At 71.4% G+C, this 19,303-nt stretch carries 14 protein-coding genes and 1 pseudogene; 6 read left to right on the top strand and 9 right to left on the bottom strand.

Annotated features, from left to right (window positions below):
- Positions 1 to 3: 3 nt before the first annotated feature.
- The 5 genes and pseudogenes from OG828_RS46745 to OG828_RS46765 all read right to left on the bottom strand — a co-directional run bounded on the left by OG828_RS46745 (position 4) and on the right by OG828_RS46765 (position 4,257).
- The gene (locus OG828_RS46745; protein WP_328504579.1) at positions 4 to 996 is read right to left on the bottom strand and encodes an ABC transporter substrate-binding protein; all 993 of its coding nucleotides are present in this window, start codon (positions 994 to 996) and stop codon (positions 4 to 6) included.
- Positions 993 to 1,720 (bottom strand): annotated as a pseudogene (locus OG828_RS46750) (ABC transporter ATP-binding protein). The gene OG828_RS46745 and the pseudogene OG828_RS46750 overlap by 4 nt, the downstream one beginning before the upstream one ends.
- Positions 1,721 to 1,725: 5 nt before the next feature.
- Entirely contained in the window at positions 1,726 to 2,625 is a 900-nt protein-coding gene (locus OG828_RS46755; protein WP_328504580.1) for an ABC transporter permease, read from the bottom strand.
- A gap of 34 nt (positions 2,626 to 2,659) precedes the next feature.
- The gene (locus OG828_RS46760) at positions 2,660 to 3,511 is read right to left on the bottom strand and encodes a sulfurtransferase (protein ID WP_328504581.1); all 852 of its coding nucleotides are present in this window, start codon (positions 3,509 to 3,511) and stop codon (positions 2,660 to 2,662) included.
- On the bottom strand, positions 3,508 to 4,257 hold the full coding sequence (locus OG828_RS46765; RefSeq protein ID WP_328504582.1) for an alpha/beta hydrolase: 750 nt from the start codon (positions 4,255 to 4,257) through the stop codon (positions 3,508 to 3,510). The genes OG828_RS46760 and OG828_RS46765 overlap by 4 nt, the downstream gene beginning before the upstream one ends.
- Positions 4,258 to 4,674: 417 nt before the next feature.
- Here OG828_RS46765 and OG828_RS46770 point away from each other — a divergent pair, with 417 nt between their 5' ends.
- The 6 genes from OG828_RS46770 (at position 4,675) to OG828_RS46795 (ending at position 15,429) form a co-directional block, all read left to right on the top strand.
- Positions 4,675 to 5,556 carry a LysR family transcriptional regulator gene (locus OG828_RS46770; protein ID WP_328371161.1) on the top strand — a complete coding sequence of 294 codons (882 nt, stop codon included), beginning with the start codon at positions 4,675 to 4,677 and terminating at the stop codon, positions 5,554 to 5,556.
- A 173-nt stretch (positions 5,557 to 5,729) separates the two neighbouring features.
- Positions 5,730 to 7,283, top strand: a complete 1,554-nt coding sequence (locus OG828_RS46775) for a TIGR02677 family protein (protein WP_328504583.1) — start codon at positions 5,730 to 5,732, stop codon at positions 7,281 to 7,283.
- Complete coding sequence (locus OG828_RS46780; RefSeq protein WP_328504584.1) at positions 7,280 to 8,572, top strand: TIGR02678 family protein; 1,293 nt, start codon at positions 7,280 to 7,282, stop codon at positions 8,570 to 8,572. The genes OG828_RS46775 and OG828_RS46780 overlap by 4 nt, the downstream gene beginning before the upstream one ends.
- Positions 8,569 to 12,729, top strand: a complete 4,161-nt coding sequence (locus tag OG828_RS46785) for a TIGR02680 family protein (RefSeq protein WP_328504585.1) — start codon at positions 8,569 to 8,571, stop codon at positions 12,727 to 12,729. Before OG828_RS46780 ends, OG828_RS46785 begins: the two co-directional genes overlap by 4 nt.
- Positions 12,726 to 13,976: a TIGR02679 family protein gene (locus OG828_RS46790; RefSeq protein ID WP_328504586.1), complete on the top strand. Its 1,251-nt coding sequence runs from the start codon at positions 12,726 to 12,728 to the stop codon at positions 13,974 to 13,976. The genes OG828_RS46785 and OG828_RS46790 overlap by 4 nt, the downstream gene beginning before the upstream one ends.
- A gap of 214 nt (positions 13,977 to 14,190) precedes the next feature.
- Positions 14,191 to 15,429 (top strand): hypothetical protein, encoded by a 1,239-nt coding sequence (locus OG828_RS46795; protein ID WP_328504587.1) that lies wholly within the window; start codon positions 14,191 to 14,193, stop codon positions 15,427 to 15,429.
- Positions 15,430 to 15,620: 191 nt separating this feature from the next.
- Here OG828_RS46795 and OG828_RS46800 read toward each other — a convergent pair whose 3' ends face one another.
- The 4 genes from OG828_RS46800 to OG828_RS46815 all read right to left on the bottom strand — a co-directional run bounded on the left by OG828_RS46800 (position 15,621) and on the right by OG828_RS46815 (position 19,264).
- Positions 15,621 to 16,265, bottom strand: coding sequence for an FMN-binding negative transcriptional regulator (locus OG828_RS46800; RefSeq protein WP_328504588.1), 645 nt, complete (start codon positions 16,263 to 16,265; stop codon positions 15,621 to 15,623).
- A gap of 47 nt (positions 16,266 to 16,312) precedes the next feature.
- Positions 16,313 to 17,269: a redoxin family protein gene (locus tag OG828_RS46805; RefSeq protein WP_328504589.1), complete on the bottom strand. Its 957-nt coding sequence runs from the start codon at positions 17,267 to 17,269 to the stop codon at positions 16,313 to 16,315.
- A 263-nt stretch (positions 17,270 to 17,532) separates the two neighbouring features.
- Positions 17,533 to 18,459, bottom strand: coding sequence for an ABC transporter permease (locus OG828_RS46810; RefSeq protein WP_328504590.1), 927 nt, complete (start codon positions 18,457 to 18,459; stop codon positions 17,533 to 17,535).
- Complete coding sequence (locus tag OG828_RS46815; protein ID WP_328504591.1) at positions 18,446 to 19,264, bottom strand: ABC transporter ATP-binding protein; 819 nt, start codon at positions 19,262 to 19,264, stop codon at positions 18,446 to 18,448. Before OG828_RS46815 ends, OG828_RS46810 begins: the two co-directional genes overlap by 14 nt.
- Between the last annotated feature and the right edge of the window lie 39 nt (positions 19,265 to 19,303).

Consider the following 19,303-nt stretch of genomic DNA (forward strand, 5'->3'; position numbering starts at 1 on the left):
GGCTCACTCCTTGACGAGGCTGGTGTCGACGTGGTCGGCGACGGTCGGGTTCGGGGTGAGGACGCCGATGCCGTGCATGGTGTCGCCGACCTTCTGCACGGCGTCGACCACCTGGGAACTCACCGGCAGGAGCTCGCTGTTGGCTTGGCTCACGAGTGTCCTGGCGACCTCGGGGGAGGCGCCGTTGTTCTGCTGGATGGCCTTGGCGTAGTCGTCGGGGTGCTTCTGCGACCAGGCGAGGGCCTTGTCCAGGCGGCGCAGGTAGTCGGCGATTGCGGCCTTCTTGCCCTTGCTCGACAGGGCCTTCTCAGAGGCGCCGATGAAGCCGTAGCCGCTCACACGCCCGTCGGCGCCGTTGACAAGGAGCCGGCCGCCCTGCTGCTCGGCGACGGCCTTGTAGACGCCGAAGGTGGCCCAGACCTCGACCTTGCCGGAGGTGAACGCGGCTTGCGCGTCGGTCGGCAGCAGGTACTGCACCTGGACGTCGTCGTAGCTCAGCCCGGCCTGCTGCAGCGCGTGCGCGAGCAGGTACTCGGCGATGGATCCCTTGGCCGAGGACACCACGACCTTCTTGCCCTTGAGGTCCTTGACGCTCCTCACCGAGGAGTCGTTGCGGACCACGATCCCGGTGTGCGTGCCGTCGTTGTGCAGCGCGCCCACCGCCTTGACGGGCACACCGCCGGAGAGGGCCTGGAGGGTGGGGAGGTCGGCGGCGTAGGAAGTGTCCGCGGCGCCCGCCTGCACGGCTTGGAAGAGCGGTGCCGCGCCCTCGAACTCGGCCCACTTCACGTCGTACGACGTCCCCTTGAGGGCGCCGGAGGCGTCGAACAGGGTCTGCAGGTTCTTCGCCTGGTCGCCGATGGTCAGGGTCACCCGCGACGAAGAGCCCCCGGACGCGGCCTCGCTGTTCCCGCCGCAACCGGCGGTGGCGAGGAGCGCGGTGAGGACGAGTGCGGAGCTCAGCACACGCCGGCTGATGCGGTGGACGGGGTTCATGCGGATGCCTCTTCCAGGGGATGTGCCGAGGCGTCGTGGACGCCCAGGCGACGCAGCAGTTCGCCGCGGAGTCGTACGAAGTCGGGGGAGCCGAGGTCGCGCGGCCGCTCCAGGCCGACTTCGGCCTCGTACGCGATCCGCCCGCCGTCCATCACCAGCACGCGGTCGGCCAGCAGCAGCGCTTCCTCCACGTCGTGCGTGACCAGCAGCACCGAGCAGCCGTGCCGCTGCCACAGATCGGCCACGAGCCGCTGTGCCTTGCCGCGGGTGAGCGCGTCCAGGGCGCCGAACGGTTCGTCGAGCAGCAGGAGTTCGGGCTCGCGCACCAGGGCGCGGGCCAGCGAGACGCGCTGGGCCTGACCTCCGGACAGGGTCTTGGGCCAGCGGCCCGCGTACTCCTCGATGCCGACCTCGGCCAGATAGCGTTCGGCGAGCGCCCGGTCCGGGGAGCCGGGCAGCCCGAGCACGACGTTGCGCCACGCGCGCAGCCAGGGCATCAGCCGCGGAGACTGGAAGGCCACCGAGCGCCGTTCCGGGACGGTCACCTCGCCCTCGGTCTCGCTGTCGAGCCCGGCGAGGACTTCAGCAGCGTCGACTTGCCGCAGCCGCTGTGGCCGAGCAGGGCGACGAACTCGCCCTGGCGGATGGTCAGATCGAGCCCGTCGATGACGGTCTTGTCGTCGAAGGCGCGGGTCAGTCCGCGGACCTCCACACTCGCGGTCATCTCCGTCACGCTCCTTCGCCGTCGAACGAGGCCCGCCAGGCCAGCAGCCGCCGCGACAGCAGCCGTACGGCGAAGTCGCACAGCAACCCGAGTACGGCGTAGACGGCGAGGCACAGGACGATGACGTCGGTCTGGAAGTACTGCTGGGCGTTGCTCATCAGGTAGCCGATGCCGGCGTCCGCGTTGACCTGCTCGGCGAAGACCAGCGCGAGCCAGGCGGTGGACAGTGCGTACCGCAGACCCACCAGCGCTCCGGGCAGCGCGGACGGCAGGATCACGTACCGGATCAGACCGATGCGGCCGAGCCCCACCATCCGCCCCGCTTCGATGAGTTGGGCGTCGGCGGAGCGGATGCCGCCGTAGATGTTGAAGTAGAGCGGGTACGTCACTCCGAGCGCGACCAGCGCGATCTTCGGGGTCTCGTCGATGCCGAACCATACGATGAACAGCGGGATCAGGCCCACCCAGGGGATGGCCCGGAACATGCCCATCGACGCGTCGATGACGTCCTCGCCGAGCCGGAACAGTCCCGCCGTGAGCGACAGCGCGAGGGCGACGGCCGCACCGATGAGGAACCCGATCGCGGCACGGCGCCCGGACGCGGCGATGGCCTGCGGCAGTTCACCGGTGCCGGTGAGGTCTATGGCGCGCTGGAGGACGTCGACGGGTGAGGCCAGTACGGACTCGGGCAGCACTCCGGTGGTGCTGGCCAGGAACCAGAACAGCAGCAGACCGACGGGGCCGGCGGCTCGTCGCACACCACGGGGGACACGAAGGGTGCGGGGCTTTCGCGGGGCTGCGGGGCGGTCGGTCTTCGTGAGGGACGGGGCCGGTGTGTCCGTATGCGGTGATGGTGCGTGTGTCGGTGGGGAGGTTCCGGATACAGCGGTGTTCGGGGCAGGCATGGCTCGGCCTCTCGTGGGGACGGGGGAGGGCAGTTCAGTACGGTCGTTCGCCCAGCACGGCTGGGCGGTCGGGGTCGGCGGACCACGCGGACCAGGAGCCGGGGTACAGCGCGGCGGGGATGCCGGCGTGGGCGAGCGCCGCGATCTGGTGGGCGGCCGTGACGCCGGAACCGCAGTAGACCCCCACCTCGGTCGCGTCATCGGCACCCAGCGCCGTGAACCGCACGGCGAGTTCCTCCACGTCGCGGAAGGTTCCGTCGGGATGGAGGTTGTCGCCCGTGGGGGCGGACAGCGCACCGGGGATGTGCCCGGCGCGCGGATCGACCGGTTCGCTCTCGGCGCGGTACCGCTCGGCCGCGCGGGCGTCCAACAGCACACCGTCACGGGCGACTTCGGCCGCCGCGTCCGCGTCCAGCACCGGCAGCCGACCCGGCGTGAGGACGATGTCGCCCGGCGAGGAGGGCTCGGGCTCTGCGGCTTCCGTCGGCAACCCGGCCGCGCGCCAGGCGCCCAGCGCCCCGTCCAGCAGAGTCACCCGCTCGACTCCCGCCCAGCGCAGCAGCCACCAGGCGCGGGCGGCGGCGGTGTTGCCGTTGTCGTCGTACACGACCACCGGGCGGCCCGCGGTCAGGCCCCAGCGACGAGCGGCCGCCTGCAACTCGGCGGGGTCGGGAAGGGGATGGCGACCGCCCTCGGGCGTGGGCGGGGCGGCGAGTTCGGTGTCGAGGTCCACGTAGACGGCGCCGGGGATGTGCTCCTTGAGGTAGTGCTCGCGTCCGTGCGGGTCGCCGAGTTGCCACCGCACGTCGAGCACGACGGGGCTCGGATCACTGCTGTGCAGGAGGGAGCGCAGCTCGGCCACGTCGGTCAACACCTGGACGGTCATGCCAGGTCCTCCCGCACGGCGAGGTCTTCCCGTACGGCGATGGGCGCGAGGTCCGGGGAGAGCCGCAGCCGCTCCAGGAACAGCACGATCGTGGCGGCGGCTGTGCGGTGGGTGATGTCGTTGAGGGCGTCGTGCCGGGTCCTGGCCAGGCTCACCAGCTCCACGCCGGGCAGGGCGCGGTAGGCGCGGGCGGCCTCCGGGAGCGGGCTGACCGTGTCGTCGGTGCCGTGCAGGGCGAGGACGGGGACGGAGATGCCGTCCAGGGCGGGCAGTTCGGCGGGGGCCGGGGCGGTGAGAGCGTCGCGCCGGAACGCGTCGTCGGAGGTGAGCCTGCCCCGGTGCGTGGGGCAGGCGGTGCGCTGGTCGAGTTCGGCCTCCCAGTCGGGCACCGGTGCGGTGGCGTGCGGTGCGGTGGGCAGTCCGACGAGGATCAGCGCGTCCAGGCCCGGTGTGCCACGTGCCGCGAGCGATGCCGCGTACAGGGCCCCGGCGTCGGAGCCGACCAGCACCCGGGGACTGGGCAGGGTCTCGTCGCGCAGCAGTTTGGCGGCCTGGTCGGTGACCGGCTCCGGGTCGGGGGACGGATCCGTCAGGGCCCGTACGCGGTAGCCGTCGGCGGCGACGCGGCGGCCGAACCGCTCGTACACGCCGCCGTGTTCGCCGCGGCCGGGGAGGACGACGAGGGTGCCGCGCGGGGCGATTCCCTCTGGTTCGTCCCAGGCGTGGACAGGCTGAGGAGAGCTCATGCTGACTCGATTCATCTGAGGGCTCAGGGGCCAACGGGATGCGGCTGTGCCGTGGGCGGGGAAAGTGTGAGGCGCACATGCGTGGAGAGCCCGCAGCAGACGGGCGTGCGGGATCAGCTGGACCGGGTGTGGCTCAACGGAGCATTGCGCGTGCGCTGATCAGCAACAGCGCATCGTGACGGCGCGGCCGAGGTCGACCACCCGCCGCCGCGTCAGCCGGGTGCCCGCACCGCAGCACACCGCCGACCCGACGGCCGACGGCCGGGGTCCGGTGCTGTGGGGGCGCGGCCCGCAGGCCGACGCGTTGGCTGTACGCGACATGCGCCCAGCATGCAGGAGGGGAAAGCCGTACGTCCAACGACGATTCGCCATCAAAACCGATCACGATCCATAATCGATCGGTGCTAGCCTGCGCCCATGCGACCGGTCCTGGACATCGTGGCGCTGCGCAGCCTGATCGCCGTCGCCGACTACGGCGGCTTCCATCGCGCCGCCGGTGCGCTGGCACTCAGCCAGTCCGCGGTCAGCCAGCACGTACGACGGCTGGAGAAGACGCTCGGCCGTCCCGTCGTCGAACGTGACGGCCGCAAGACCCGGTTCACGGCCCATGGCACGCAACTGCTGGAGGAGGCACGGCTGGTCGTCGCGGCACACGACGCGGCCGTACGCCGGTTGCTGGGCGAGGACGGCCCGCAAGCCGTAACCATCGTCATCGGCGCCACGGAGCACGGCGCCGACCAGATCCTCCCGGTGCTCACCGAGGCCGTACGGGAGGTGCGACCGGGCGCCGAGGTACGCGTGCGGATCGACCGCTCGGCGCGGCTGACGGACGCGGTCGACCGCGGGGAGCTCGACCTCGCCGTCTACGTCACCGAGGCGACCGCCGCGGCGGGCAGCCCCGTGGGCGGACTGCCGCTGCGCTGGTACGCCGCCCCCGGCTGGAAGCCGCCGGTCGCCCCCGCCCCGCTGCCGCTGGTCGCCATCAACGAACCGTGCGTCATCCGCCGCCGCGCCCTTACCGCGCTGGCCGCCGACCACACCCCGGCCACCGTCGTCGCCGAGGCCGGATATCTCGCCGGCGTCCTGGACGCGGCCCGCGCCGGACTGGGCGCCGCACTGCTCGCCGTGCCCGGCGGCCAGTCCCCCGAGGGCCTGACCCCGGTCGACGGCCTGCCCGCCGTCTCTCCGGTACGGCTCAGCGCGCGCCCTCGGCACGGAGCGGACCCGTCGGTGACCGGCACCGCCGTCGAAGCGGTCCGCGCGCTGCTCGCCGCCTGCGAGACCGGCCGCGTGGCCTGAGCACATCGGCGTCTGTCCGGACGCCGACTCCACGCAGACCCGGCCGGCGCGAGGCCGTCCGACCGATTCTCGCCGGATGAATCCCCTGTTCTGGGACTCGCCCATGAATGTCGGAGCCGCCCTCTACCGTGGAGATCCGGGAGCCGCCGAGGCGGCAGGGGAGGTCGACAGGCGTGCGCAGGGTGCCACCGGAGATGTTCCGGTTCACGACGGTGGAGAGGTCTGACCTGTACGGGGCGGTGCTGGACGCATTCGGTGTGGCAGGTGAGCACCTGGAGACGGCGCTGGGGATCGACGCGGTGCGCGAGAGACTGCGCGGGGTGGGCTGGGCGGCGGCGGTCGAGGACGACGAACTGCATGAGGCGCTCAGGAAACTGGTGCAGTGGGAGCTCCTGGACGTGGTGCACAACCACGCGGAGAACTACCGCACGGCGGAGGAGTACGAACGGCGGAATCTGCACTACTCGTTGACCCGCCGCGGCGAGGCCGCTCTCGCCGGAGTGCGGCACGCGCTCGAGGTTCTCGCCTCCACGGGCGCGCTGCAGACGGCCGTGCTGGAGGCGATCGCCGACCGGCTCGACGAGCTGTGCCTGCTCTCCGATGAACCCGCCTCGGCCGATCGCCGGATCTTCAGCACGCTTCGGGAGCTGGAGGGGCATCTGGACGCTCTGGTGGAGAACACCAAGGCGTTCAACGGGGAGTTGCAACGACTCCTGCGCGCCGAGGGCGCGGATCTGGAAGTGTTCCGGGAGGTCAAGGCCGCCACCGTCGCGTATCTGCAGGAGTTCCTGGTCAACCTCGACCGGCGCGGGCAGGCGGTCGCCGGCGCCGTGGCCCGGGTGGAGGAGCGGGGGATCGTCGTGCTGCGCGAACGAGCCCTCCGTGGTGCCGAGTTGCCGCCGGTGGCCGGTGAGGATCCGGCGGCTGCCTGGCTGGAGAGCAGGCGGGCGCGGTGGGCGGGCCTGCGTGCGTGGTTCCTGCCGGACGACGGGGCGCGGCCCCGGATCGAGCAGCTGCACGACATCGCCCGGCGGGCCATCGTCTCGCTCCTGCAGGTCCTGGAACGGATCAACGAGTCACGGCGCCGCTCCTCCAGCGCCGTGCAGGACTTCCGGGAACTGGCGCGCTGGTTCGCCGCGGCTCCCGCGGAGGAGGATCTGCATCGGTTGTGGTCGGCGGCCTTCGGGCTGGGCCCGGCGCGCCACGCTCACCTCGCCCACCCCGACCCGGAGTTGATCCCGTCGTCCCATTCCTGGTCCGAGGCCCCGCCCGTGGCGGTGTCGGCGCTGCTGCGGACCAGTGGACGGACGGAGCGCTTCACACGCACGGCCAAAGTGCGGGACGTCGCGGCCATCAGGGCGCAGCGCGCTGAGCGGGCCCGAGCGGAGCGAGCGGAACTCGCGCGCGCCTGGCAGATGCTGGAGACGGACGGACCCGTGCGGCTCTCCTCCTTCGGCGCGTTGGATCCCGCTGTCTTCGACCGCCTGCTCGACCTGCTGGGCCGGGCCCTGTGCGCCCGGGAGGACGCGGGCGGTCTGCGGCGGGCCACGACGGGAGACGGCCGGGTGGAGATCGCGCTGTCGCCGCCTCCGGACGAGCGCACCGCCGTACTGCACACCGCGAAGGGCACACTGACCGGACCGGACTACGTCGTCCACATCACGGCCGCGGGCGGAGCGAGTGCCTTCCCGGCCTTCCGCGTCGCGCGGCGGGAGGCGGCGGGATGAGCACACTCGCCAACCAACTGGCCGCCGCGGAACGGGAAGAGGTCGCCCGCGCCATCCGCCTGCTCCTGGCCCGCCCCCTGCTGACCGAGACCGCCGAACCCGCCGGCTTCGAACTGGTACGACGCCGTCGCGAGCCGCTGGCCCAGTGGTTCGACTACACGTGCGGCTGGAGCCTGGTCGTGGAACCCCGCCGCGGGTACGCCCGCCTCACCAAGGTCCGCGCGCACCCGGACGACTCCCGCCCGGCCCGCAGGGCACGCTCCGGCCGGGCCCCGTTCGACCGCCGGCGTTACGTCCTGCTGTGCGTGGCCGCGGCGGAATTGCTGTCGATGCCGATGACGACCATCGGCATGCTCGCCGACCGTGTCGTGCAGGCGACGGCTGCCGACCGGGCGCTGGCCGCGTTCGACCCGGTCCGCCGGCCGGAGCGGACGGCGTTCGTCGACGTCCTGAAGCTGCTGGAGTCGTACGACGTGCTGCGCGCGGTGGACGGGACGACCGAGGCGTACGTCGAGTCCGCGGAGGCGAAGGTTCTTTACCGCGTGGACACCACGCTGCTGATGCGGTTGCCTGCCGCGCCCGTCGGAGCCTCCCGACTCGCCGTGCCCCCGGACGAGGTGCCCGCGCGGTTCGAGGAACTTCTCACGGGCCTTGCGCGGGAACGCCGCTACGGCGGCGCGGCCGTCGAAGGGACGGCCGACGACGCGCACAGCGAGACCGCCGTCACCGACGCGCAACGCAACCTGAGACTGCGCCACTCGGTGCTGCGCCGCCTCTTCGACGACCCCGTGCTGTACCGGGCGGACCTCGCCGAGGACGAGTTGGCGTACGTCACCTCCCTGACCGGACGGCAGATTCTGCGCCGCTCGGTGGAACAGGCCGGCTTCCTCCTGGAGGAACGAGCCGAGGGATATCTCCTCGTCGACCCGGACGGGATCGCCACCGACGTCCGCTTTCCCGACGACACGTCCACTGCCCGGGTCGCCGCGCTGCTCCTTCTGGAGCCGCTCTGCGCCGCGCCTGCCGGGATGCTGCCCGAGCAACTCGCCGAGGCCGGAGCGGAACTGCTGCGCCGCTTCCCGCGCTGGGCCAAGGCGTATCAGTCCGAGGACGGCGCGGCCCGGCTGTCCGACGACGCCGTACGCGTACTGCGTGACGTCGGTCTGGCCCGCAGGACCGGGGGCCGTCTCGTCGCGTGCCCGGCCGCGTACCGCTACCGCCTGACTCAGACGACGAGTTCGGTCCCGGAGGACGAGCCCGGACCTGAACAGGAAGGAGACATGCGGTGAGCGTGACAGAGCTTGCCTTCCCGCGACGGCCGGCGGAGCCCACCGAAACGGCCGGGCCGCCGACGGGGGCGGCGGACGCCTCCCGCAGCCGCTGGCAGCCGCACCGCGCGGGCATCCTCAACGTCTGGCGCTACTACGACGAGACCTTCACCTTCCACCAGGGCCGCCTGCTGCTGCGCGGCCAGAACGGTTCCGGCAAGTCCAAGGCCCTGGAGCTGCTGCTCCCGTTCCTCTTCGACGCCAGCCTCCGCCCCAACCGCCTCTCCACGTTCGGCGGTTCGGAACGCACCATGCACTGGAACCTGCTGGGCGAAGGCGCCTCCGGCAAGACCCGCGTCGGGTACGTATGGATGGAGTTCCACCGCGTCGGCGACGACGGCACCGAGCGGTGGTTCGGCTGCGGCGCACGCCTGCAGGCGAGCGTGCACACCAGTGGGGTACACGCCGACTACTTCACCACCGGCTCCAGGATCGCCCACCGCGACGGCGTGCTCCTCGTCAACGAGGCGGGACAGCCACTGACGCGGGCCGCCCTCGTCGACACCCTGCGCGACCGCGGCGACGTACACGCCTCGGCCACCGACTATCGCACCGCCGTACGGCGTGAACTCTTCGCCGGCATGGGGGAGCAGCGCTATGAGTCGCTGCTCTCCGCCCTGCTCCAGCTGCGCCAGCCCAAACTGTCCGAACGGCTCGACCCGTCCCTGCTGTCCACCCTGCTGTCCCGTGCTCTGCCTCCGCTGGGTGAGGGAGAAGTCGCCGAACTCGCCGAGGGCTTCGAGCGACTGGACCGTCAACGCGAACACCTCAAGCGGCTCGACGAGGAGGTGACGGCGGCCGAGACGGTCGCATCCCGGCAGCGCGCCTACGCGCGACGGGTTCTGCGTGCTGCCTCGGCCGCGCTGATCTCGGCGACCACCGAGATGGACGACCTCACCCGCGCCGCCCGTCAGAGTGCCGAGGAACTCGAACAGGCGCTGACGGAGCGCGAGTCGGCCCAGGCCCGGCGCGACGAACACGAGATGCGGGCGCACGCCCTGGAAGAGACCGTCGAGGGGCTGCGCGAGAGCGACGCGTACAAGCAGGGCGAGGAACTCGACCGACTCCGCCGGCGCACCGAGGACGCGGTCACCGCCGCCGGGCGGCAGCGTGCCACTGCCCAGGCCACTCGAGCCAGGGCCGAGGAGGACCGGAGGCACGCCGACGACGCGGCGGGTCACGCCCGCACACTCGACGCGCACGCGTGCGAAGCCGCCGAGGAAGCACGCCGGTCGGCCCGGGCGGTGGGCATGGAGTCCATCCATCACGAGGTGAAGACCATCCTCGACGCGGATCTCGCCGTGCCCGTCCCCGACGGCACGAGGCGTCAGGCGGGGGACCGTCGGGCCGAGGACTCCGGCGGCACCCGCACGAGGGGCGAGAACGGCGCCCCGCAGACCCGTCGGCTGCTGCGGGGCGCGGTCACGGCCCGGCGGCAGCAGATCACCCTCGTCACCGAGGCGATCGACGAGCACGATCGCGCGGTACGCGACCGGGGCGCCGCCGAGGACCTGCTGGACGAGGCCCGTGCGCGACTCGCGGAGGCGATCGCCCGGCGGGACGAGGCGTCCGGCGCCTGGGACGCGGCCGTTGCCGAGCAGACGGAACGGCTGCTCGGCTGGGCCGAGGGCTGCACGGAACTACGCATCGACGACCTCGACGAACTGGCGGCCGCAGCGGCGGCCGAAGCCGACGTGAGGGCCTTGGCCGAAGCCTCCGCACGCCCGCTGGAACAGGAGATCGCCACCGCGGAGGGCACCGCCCGAGCCGCACGCCAGGGACTGCTGGACGAGCGGACCCGACTCGAAGGGGACGTACGACGGCTGAGTGGTGAGACCGACCTGCCGCCTTCACCCCCCTCCACTCGCACCACCGTCCGCACGGCGACGGCGGGAGCACCCCTGTGGCGACTGGTCGGCTTCCGTGAAGGGGTCCCGCTGCCCGTGCAGGCCGCGGTGGAGGCGGCACTCCAGGCGTCGGGCCTGCTGGACGCCTGGGTCAGCCCCTACGACGGGATCACGCTGCCGGGCCACGACACCCGGGCCGAGGCGGCTCTGGCCGTGACCGCCCCGGGGCCCAGCCTGCTGGAGGTGCTGAGGCCCGAGGAAGACATCCCCGTCCCGGCCGACACCGTGACCCGCATCCTCGCCGGGGTCGCGTACGGCACCTCTCTGCCCGGCGGTCACCCCGCGGCCGTCTCCGCCGACGGCGCCTGGCGTCTCGCGCTCGCCACCGGGACGTGGAGCAAGCCGGAACCCGCGTACGTCGGCGCCCTCGCCCGGCAGCGGGCCCGGCAACGCAAGATCGGTGAACTGACCGAGCGGATCAGCGAGACGAACGCTGCCCTCGCCGCCCTCGACGACGAGCTGCGTGGCCTCGACGCCCGCCGCGCCCGCCTGGACGCCGACCGTGCAGCCCGACCCGACCACCGGGAACTCGACGCCCGCCGGCGGGACTGGGACCGAGCCGAGGAGAGAGTGGCGGCCCGGGACGACGTAGTGCGCGACTCGGCCGCGCACCTGGCCCGGTGTGAGACCGAGGTGGCGGGCGCGCTGCGCACGCTCAGCCGGCGGGCCGCGGAACACGGACTGCCCACCGACCGCGACCGGTTGCGTGAACTCTCCGCCGACATCGACAAGTTCCGGGACACCGCCGACACCTGGGTGGACACCAGCCTCACCGCGACCGCCGCCGCCGACAGGGCCCACCAGATGGCCGTGCAGGCAGACCGCACGCGCCGGGCCGCCGAGGAACAGGCCCAGGACGCGGCTGCCGCGGAAGCGGAGGCCGCGGGGCTGAAGGCACGCCTGGAAGCGGTGGAGGCCACCGTCGGCGAGGACTACCGACAGATCGTGGCGCGCGTCGGCGAGGCGCGCGCCGAACTCCGCCGCTGCCGTGAGGAGGCCGCCCGGGCGGCCGACCTCCTGCTGCACCTGGAAGGGCGTATCGGAGGACTGCGGGCCACCAGCGGTCAGGACGCCGAACGACGGGAACAAGCCGTCGCGACCCGGGACGGTGCGGCGCACCGGTTCCGGCACCTGTGCCTGGTCGGGCTGGCCGAGGACGCCGGCACCGCACCGGAACTCGGTGCCGGGGACGGCACCAAGGCCACCCTGGAGGCCGCCCGCGCCACAGCGGCGAAGTGGCCCGGTATCCCGCACGCCCCACGCAACCTGGGCGACGCCGCGACCCGGCTCTCCGAAGCGGTGCACGAGGCTCGCCGGCGCCTCGGCGCCCGTGCCGACCTGGACCTGGAACCCGACGACGACATCCAGCTCTTCACCGCCACCCTGGACGGCGTACGCGTGGGGGCGACGGGCCTGCTCACCACGCTCACTCAGGAGCGGGACCGCAGCCGTGACGACATCACCACCGCCGAGCGACGCCTCTTCGACCAGATCCTCACCGGCGACATCCGCCGCCACCTCGCAGCCCGCATCCGTCAGGCCGGCGAACTCGTCGACCGCATGAACGGACACCTGGAGCGGGTCCGTACCGCCTCCAACGTCGCCGTCCAACTCATTTGGGACGTCCGTCCTGATCTTCCGGACAGCACCCGGACCGCCCGTCAGATGCTGCTCAAAGACCCCGGCCGGGTCACCGAGACCGACCGGGAGGCCCTGCACGCCTTCTTCCGCGCTCGTATCGAGGAGGCCAAGGGCAGCGACACGGCCGCGAGCTGGGAGGAACAGCTCGGCGAGGTGCTCGACTACACCGCCTGGCACCGCTTCACCGTCCGCCTCGACCGGGCGAACGGGACCGGCTGGCAGCCGCTGACCAAGAAGCTGCACGGCGCGCTCTCCGGCGGAGAGAAGGCCATCGCGCTGCACCTGCCGCTGTTCGCCGCGGTCGCCGCCCACTACGAGGCCGTGCCCCTGGCGCCCCGGCCGATCCTGCTGGACGAGGTCTTCGTCGGCGTCGACACCGTCAACCGCGGACAGGTCTTCGCCCTGCTCACCGCACTCGACCTGGACCTCATGGTCACCTCCGACCACGAGTGGTGCACCTACGGCGAACTGCCCGGCATCGCCGTCCACCAACTCCTCACCGACGGGGACGACGACGCGGTCACCAGCGCCCGCTTCGTCTGGAACGGCATCGACCTGGAGGCGGGATGACCCACGCGGAACCCGCCCCGGGCGAACACACCCTGCGCCGCCCCGAACTCCGCCCGCTCTGGCACACCCTGCACCATCGCCTGTCCTCCGGCCGCCCCGTCACACGGGTGCGCCTCGGACCGCTCGACGACGCCCAGCGCGAGGCCCTCGCCGACTTCCTCGGCCTGGACCGCCTGCCGGACCCTCGCCCCTCCATACCACTGGCCCGCGTGGAAGAGGCCGTCACCGACCTGTGCGGCCGTACGGTGCGCGAAACGGTCACCGAACTCGTCGGTCCCCTCGACGACCGTGCCGGCGAACGACGCCGCCAGGAAGGAGAACGGGCCCAGCTGTGGACATGGTTGGACGGTCATGACACCGTGCGGGCCCAGCCCGCGCTCGCCGACTGGACCGCGTCATGCCGAGCCGCCGGCCTGGTCGGCGGCTCCACGGAACGAACCCGAACCCTGCTCGCCGACGCACTGACCGTGCTCGCGGAACTTCCCGCTCAGGCTGAGCCCCTGCCCGTCTTCGCTGCCCGGGTCCTGAGGGGCGACTCCCACGCACTCGACGACGGCACCCGCCTGTCGACCCTCGTTCTGCGTGCTCTGGCGACCCTCCACGACGCCGCTCCGCCGGAATCCACGGCGGACCGGCGCGCTCTGTGGACTCGCGCGGGCGTCGCCGACGACGACCTGTCCGCCACCGTTCTCGTCGGTGGACTGCGCCCGGCCGGTGAAGGCCCGCTCGCCCGTGTGGCCCGTGTCTGTGCCGAGACCGGACAGGCCGCCAGCCTGACCCTCGCTCAACTGCGAAATCCGGGGGAGTTCACCCTCGCTACCGAGCCACCACCCGTCGTCCACGCCGTGGAGAACCCCAGCATCCTGGCCCTCGCCGTACGCCGCTTCGGCCCGGACTGTCCGCCGCTCGTGTGTACATCCGGCTGGCCCAACAGCGCGGCCATCCACGTCCTCCGTCTCCTCGCGGACCAGGGCGCCATCCTGCGCTACCACGGCGACTTCGACGGCGAAGGCATCCGCATCGCCGCGTATCTCCTGGACAAGACGCCGGCCCGCCCCTGGCGCATGACGGCGGCGGACTACCGCGCCGCGGTCGCCCGCACACCCCATGGCCCTCAGCCCGGCCGCCTCACCGAGGCACCCTGGGACCCCGAACTGACCCGCGCCATGACCGAACACGGCACCGCTGTGGTCGAGGAGTTGGTGGGCGACGTTCTGCTTTCAGACCTGGCAGAGGCGATTCGGTAGACCTCGGCGGCCTCCTGGAACAACTCCGGGCGGCCCAAGGTCCGGAAAACGGTGCCGACTTGGTCCCGGGCACCTCAGGTTTCCCTCAAGCCTCAGAAGCCTCCTGATGCGCTGGACTAGCCTCCCTGCCCGTAAGCACTGGCCCAGTCAATTGCTCGTGCGGCTGGTCGGCGATCCCCTGGCCCGAAGAGGCAAACCGCAGATGAAGCACCGGATGAAGAGCCGTTCCAAGAAGACCGTGATCATCGCTGCGGCGGGCACCAGTGTGGTGGCCCTTACCGTGCCGATCACCGCGTTGGCGACCACCACCGAGCCCGGTTCGCAGGCAGCCGGATCACATTGCACCGTCGATATATCCGGCGGTCCCGTGCAATGTTTCCCGACCTATCGCGCGGCCATCGCGGCAGCCACCGACGGCCGGGTCAAGGACGCTCCGCTGGACGTCCGTGCGGCCGTCGCCAACCCGGCTTTCCAGAAGAAGATCGACGTCGCGGGCACCGCCGCCGAGCTGCGGGCCGATGAGGAGCCGGCCGTCGTCATCGGCACCGAGTACCTGGACTCGGACCACACGGGCAAGTCCATGAGCTTCACCGCCGAGAGCAAGTGCACCCCCGACGGGCCGGGCTTCCAGGTCGACCAGGTGCCCGCCGAGTTCAACGACGCCATCAGCTCGTACCAGACCTTCAACGACTGCCAGGCCCGTCACTTCGCCGACCCCGAGCTGAAGGGCGACTCCACCAGCTGGCAGATCGGCGGTCAGCTCTCGGTCGGGGACGGTGTGGACGACCGGACCAGCTCCATCCAGTGGAACTACGCGGAGTCGCCGACCGCCGCCCAGCTCTTCGCGGACTGCGACGAGAAGATCGCGACCTGCAAGTTCGAGCACAAGGGCGACGTCACCTACAGCTACGGCGGGGCGCACGAGGTGGCCCGGGCGTACAACTGCACGAGCATCGAGCAGGTGAAGAAGATGACCTGGACGGACGCGACCGGCGGCAAGAACTCGCTCAGCGTCGAGCTGGGAGCCAGCTACAAGATCGGAAATGCCCTGGTCGGCGGGGAGTACAGCCTCAGCTTCCAGACCACCTACGGACACGAGTGGAGCTGGGAGACCCGAGTCACCGACGAGACGGACCTCACCGTCCCCGCGGGGGAGGTCGGCTGGGTCAACCGGAACACCAAGATGCAGACCGCGGGAGGTGAGTACACGGTGACGTACAAGGACCGCAAATGGGGTCACTACATCTGGTACGTCCGTGACTTCACCGCCACCGGTCCCGTCCCGCAGGAGATGGGCGTCGTCGACTGGGTCTCCCGCCCCATGACGGCGGCGGAGAAGACCGATCACTGCAGGGAAGGCGCTGCCGTGGTCACCGCCACCCCGAAGAAGTCCACGTCTGCAACCACAAAGAGCCTGCCCGGCACCGCCCACGTCCTGTCCGGCCCGCGTTGATCCGACCGGTCTGCCGTCCTCGTTCTCCGTACTGAGCAGGACCATCGGTGGCCCGAACAGCCCTCGGAGTCGCGGTGGTCCACGACGCCCGCCAGGACGTTGGTCTCGCAGGTTCCGCAGGTGCACTCCCGGCAGGAGGTGGGGACCTTGACGTCGGCCTCCGGTGCCGGCGCGGTGCCGTCGTGTGTGGGTCAGGACGTGGTGGCCTGCCGGTTGTGGGCGCGGACCGCTGCCGCGACCGTGGCGTCGCCGGTGTGGCCTCGGGTTTCGAGGCCCGCGATGACGCCTTCGACGTTCTCCTGCGGCTGGTTCTGGCTGAGCTTGAACTTGGCCTCGATCCGACTGATGGCGAGTTCGACACCGACGATGGCGCGCAACTGCCGCTCGACGAACTTGGCCGGGGCCTGGTCGATGGACCAGGGCTCGGCGGAGCCGGCTTCGTGGCGGTCGGTCAGGCGGCGGATCTGTGCCTCGATCCAGGCCGGATCGTCGTGCACGACAAGCTGCCCGTACACGTGCGCGGTCATGTAGTTCCAGGTGGGCACCACGCGGTGGTGTTCGGCCTTGGTCGCGTACCACGACGGCGTGATGTACGCCTCGGGCCCGCGGACGATCACCATGGCCTCGCCCCGCACCGGCCGTTTCCACTGGTCGTTGCCGCGTGCCATGTGACCGATGAGCGCGCCGTGCTCTCCGGTGTCCGGGTCGTAGTCGAAGGGCAGCAAGGTGGCCAGGAGGCCTTGCTCGGTCATGGTGATCAGGTCGGACGCGCCGTGGTTGGTCAGCAGCTCGCGGACCGCGGTCTCGTCGGGTACGAAGGGTTTGGGGACGTACATGGTCAGCCTTTCGTACAAATGTTGATAAATGCGACCTCGCGACGGGGCTACTGCGGGTTCTCGCGCAGCCAGGTGAGGACCTGCTGGGCGTGTTCGTTGGGCGGGAAGACCGGATAGAAGGCGTGCTCGATCACGCCGTCGCGGACGACGAGCGTGAGCCGCTTGAACAGCCGCATCCCGCCGGCCTGGAAGGTGGGCAGGCCGAGGGCGTCGGCCAGACCGAGAGCCGGGTCGGAGAGCATGTCGAAGGGCAGCCCGAGCCGTTCCACGACCTCGTTCTGGTAGTCGGTGTCCTGGCTGGACAGCCCGTACACGCGGCCCGCGCCGGCATCGAGGAGCTCTTGGAAGTGGTCGCGGAAGCCGCACGTCTCGGGGGTGCAGCCACGGGCTCCGGGGATGGAGTTCCAGCCCTCGGGCAGGTCGGTGCCGGGGCGGCCGGTGAGGGGGTAGACGTAGATCACCGTGCGGCGGGGGCCGAGCGCGTCCAGCCGGATCTCCTTGCCCGCCGTGCTGGGCAGGGAGAGCCGCGGCGCCTTCGTGCCGGGCAGGTGGTCCGCGGCGGCGTCGTCCTCGGGGGCGGGCAGGTCGGCGGGCAGTGTCAGGTAGTCCTCGCCTCCTGTTCCGGTCCGCTCCGGCGGCTTGACGCTGCTGCCCCGGTGGGCGGCGGTGGTCAGGTTGGTGATGAGCGTCGCCCGGCGAGCGGTCAGTGCCTCGATGCGTCCCGTGAGCTCGTCGATGGCCTCCCGGTAGCTCGCGAGCGAGGCCGGACAGTCGTCGGCGTGCAGACGTCCGGCCGCCAGGCACTCCAGGAACGGCCGGGTGCGCTCGACGGGAATCCCCAGCAGGTGGAGTGTCCTGATCTCCCGCACGAGGCGTGCGTCGTCCTCGTCGTAGTTCCGGTAGCCGTTGGCGAGGCGCTCGGGCGTGATCAACCCCAGCGATTCGTAGTACCGCACAGCCTTGGTCGTCACGTCGGCCTGACGTGCGAGCTCACTGATCTTCATGTCGTTCACCTCGCTCAACGCTAAACCTTGCCCTCAGGGGCAAGGTCAAGCGCCGGTCCGGCCGGCCATCACGCGCTGGGCGTCAGGGGCGGGTTCACGGTGAGCAGCGCGGTGATCGCACCGGCCACCGAGCTGACGCGGAGCACCTGGAAAGGCAGGGCGTGGCCGGAGGTGGGAGATGATTCAGCCGCCCAGGCCCTGTGGTCAGCCGGTCATGACGTGCTGTTCGCCGGGCAGGCCCCGATCGCTGTGCTTCCGTTCGTTCAGCGGGTGACCAGCAGGCCCCGGCCGCGCAGCACTCGCCGCTCCAGCGGGCTGAAGATGAGGAGGTCGATGGCGATGCCGACGAGCAGGATCAGGAAGATGGCGAGGAACACCTGGGACATGCTGGCGTTGTTGCGGCCGTTCTCCAGCAACTGGCCGAGACCGACGCCGAGGTCGGGCGAGGAGGCGATGATCTCGGCGGCCATCAGCGAGCGCCAGGAGAACGCCCAGCCCTGCTTCAGTCCCGCAAGGTAGCCGGGGAGCGCCCCTGGCATCACGATGTGCCAGGCCTCGCGCAGTCCGGTCGCGCCCAGTGTCCGCCCGGCGCGCAGGTACAGCGGCGGGATCTGGTCGATGCCCGCGACCAGGCCGTTGGCGATGGACGGGACCGCGCCGAGCAGGATCACGGCGTACATCATCGAGTTGTTGAGGCCCAGCCAGAGCACGGCGGGAGGCACCCAGGCCACGGACGGCAGCGACTGGAGACCGGAGAGGATGGGGCCGATGGCAGCGCGGACGAACCTCACCCGGGCGACGAGCAGGCCCAGCGGCGTGCCGATGGCGAGTGCCATCAGGAAGCCGAGCAGGCCGCGCGAGACGCTGGTCCAGATGTAGTCGAGGAGCGTGCCCTGCAGCCAGGCGTTGGTCACCTCGTCCCACACCGCGGACGGTGAGGGCAGCTTGTAGTCGGGGACGATCCTGGCCCACACCAGCAGTTGCCAGACCACCAGGACCAGTGCGATGGCGGTGATGGGCGGCAGCACCTTGCGGATCAGGGTCTCGCGCAGTGGAGTGCGGCCGCCCTGTACCGAGTCCAGGGCATCGAGCCCGGCCTCCAGCCCGGCCAGATCCTGCCGGTCCTGTGGCTCCCCGGTTGTCGACGAGCCGTTCTTCTCGGCGTCGACGCCGGTGTCAGTGCTGGCCATGGCGGCGGATCTCCCCACGCAGTACTTCGGTGATCTCGACGGACAGTTCCGCCACGGGCGCGTCCTCGATGCGGCGGGGCTGCGGGATGCCGACCGTCCACTCGCGGGCGATCCGGCCGGGCCGCGACGACAGCAGGATGACGCGTTGCGCCAGCTTCACCGCCTCGCGCACGTTGTGCGTGACGAAGAGAACGGACACCCCGGTCTCCGCCCAGATCCGGGTCAGCTCGTCGTGCAGGACGTCCCGCGTGATGGCGTCCAGCGCCGCGAACGGCTCGTCCATCAGCAGCAGCCGGCTCTCCTGGGCGAGCGCGCGGGCGAGGGCGACGCGCTGGCGCATACCGCCGGACAGCTCGTGCACCCGCTTGCCGTGCGCGCCCTTGAGCCGGACGAGTTCGAGGAGTTCCTCGGCCTTGTCGCGGCGCTCGTGCTTCGCGACGCCCCTGAGTTTGAGGGCGAGTTCGATGTTCTTGCCCGCGGTCAGCCACGGGAAGAGGGCGTGCTCCTGGAACATCAGGGCCGGTCGGCCGTCCGTGGTGATGGACCCGGTGGTGGGGGCGTCGAGCCCGGCCACCAGGTTCAGCAGCGTGGACTTGCCGCAGCCCGAGGCCCCCAGGAGGGTGACGAACTCGCCGGGCGCGACATCGATGCTGATGTCGTCCAGCACGAGCTGCTGTCCGGCGGGGCCTGGAAACGACTTTGAGACGTGCTCGATCCGGGCGGCGTGTGCGGCCGTCGCGGCGTCGTCTGCGGCCTTGGCGAGGGTCGTGGTCGTGGCCATGGTCGTCACCTCCTGGGAACTCATCGGATGCGGTTGTCAGTTGCTCGGCTACTCGGCTACTCG

The organism is Streptomyces sp. NBC_00457, assembly GCF_036014015.1.
In the GTDB taxonomy this organism is placed as follows: Bacteria; Actinomycetota; Actinomycetes; order Streptomycetales; family Streptomycetaceae; genus Streptomyces.

Coding starts and splice junctions, on each gene's coding strand:
- OG828_RS46745 (WP_328504579.1), bottom strand. CDS start 996: ATGAACCCCGTCCACCGCATCAGCCGGCGTGTGCTGAGCTCCGCACTC.
- OG828_RS46805 (WP_328504589.1), bottom strand. CDS start 17,269: ATGAAGATCAGTGAGCTCGCACGTCAGGCCGACGTGACGACCAAGGCT.
- OG828_RS46770 (WP_328371161.1), top strand. CDS start 4,675: ATGCGACCGGTCCTGGACATCGTGGCGCTGCGCAGCCTGATCGCCGTC.
- OG828_RS46790 (WP_328504586.1), top strand. CDS start 12,726: ATGACCCACGCGGAACCCGCCCCGGGCGAACACACCCTGCGCCGCCCC.
- OG828_RS46765 (WP_328504582.1), bottom strand. CDS start 4,257: ATGAGCTCTCCTCAGCCTGTCCACGCCTGGGACGAACCAGAGGGAATC.
- OG828_RS46810 (WP_328504590.1), bottom strand. CDS start 18,459: ATGGCCAGCACTGACACCGGCGTCGACGCCGAGAAGAACGGCTCGTCG.
- OG828_RS46780 (WP_328504584.1), top strand. CDS start 7,280: ATGAGCACACTCGCCAACCAACTGGCCGCCGCGGAACGGGAAGAGGTC.
- OG828_RS46755 (WP_328504580.1), bottom strand. CDS start 2,625: ATGCCTGCCCCGAACACCGCTGTATCCGGAACCTCCCCACCGACACAC.
- OG828_RS46795 (WP_328504587.1), top strand. CDS start 14,191: ATGAAGAGCCGTTCCAAGAAGACCGTGATCATCGCTGCGGCGGGCACC.
- OG828_RS46815 (WP_328504591.1), bottom strand. CDS start 19,264: ATGAGTTCCCAGGAGGTGACGACCATGGCCACGACCACGACCCTCGCC.
- OG828_RS46760 (WP_328504581.1), bottom strand. CDS start 3,511: ATGACCGTCCAGGTGTTGACCGACGTGGCCGAGCTGCGCTCCCTCCTG.
- OG828_RS46800 (WP_328504588.1), bottom strand. CDS start 16,265: ATGTACGTCCCCAAACCCTTCGTACCCGACGAGACCGCGGTCCGCGAG.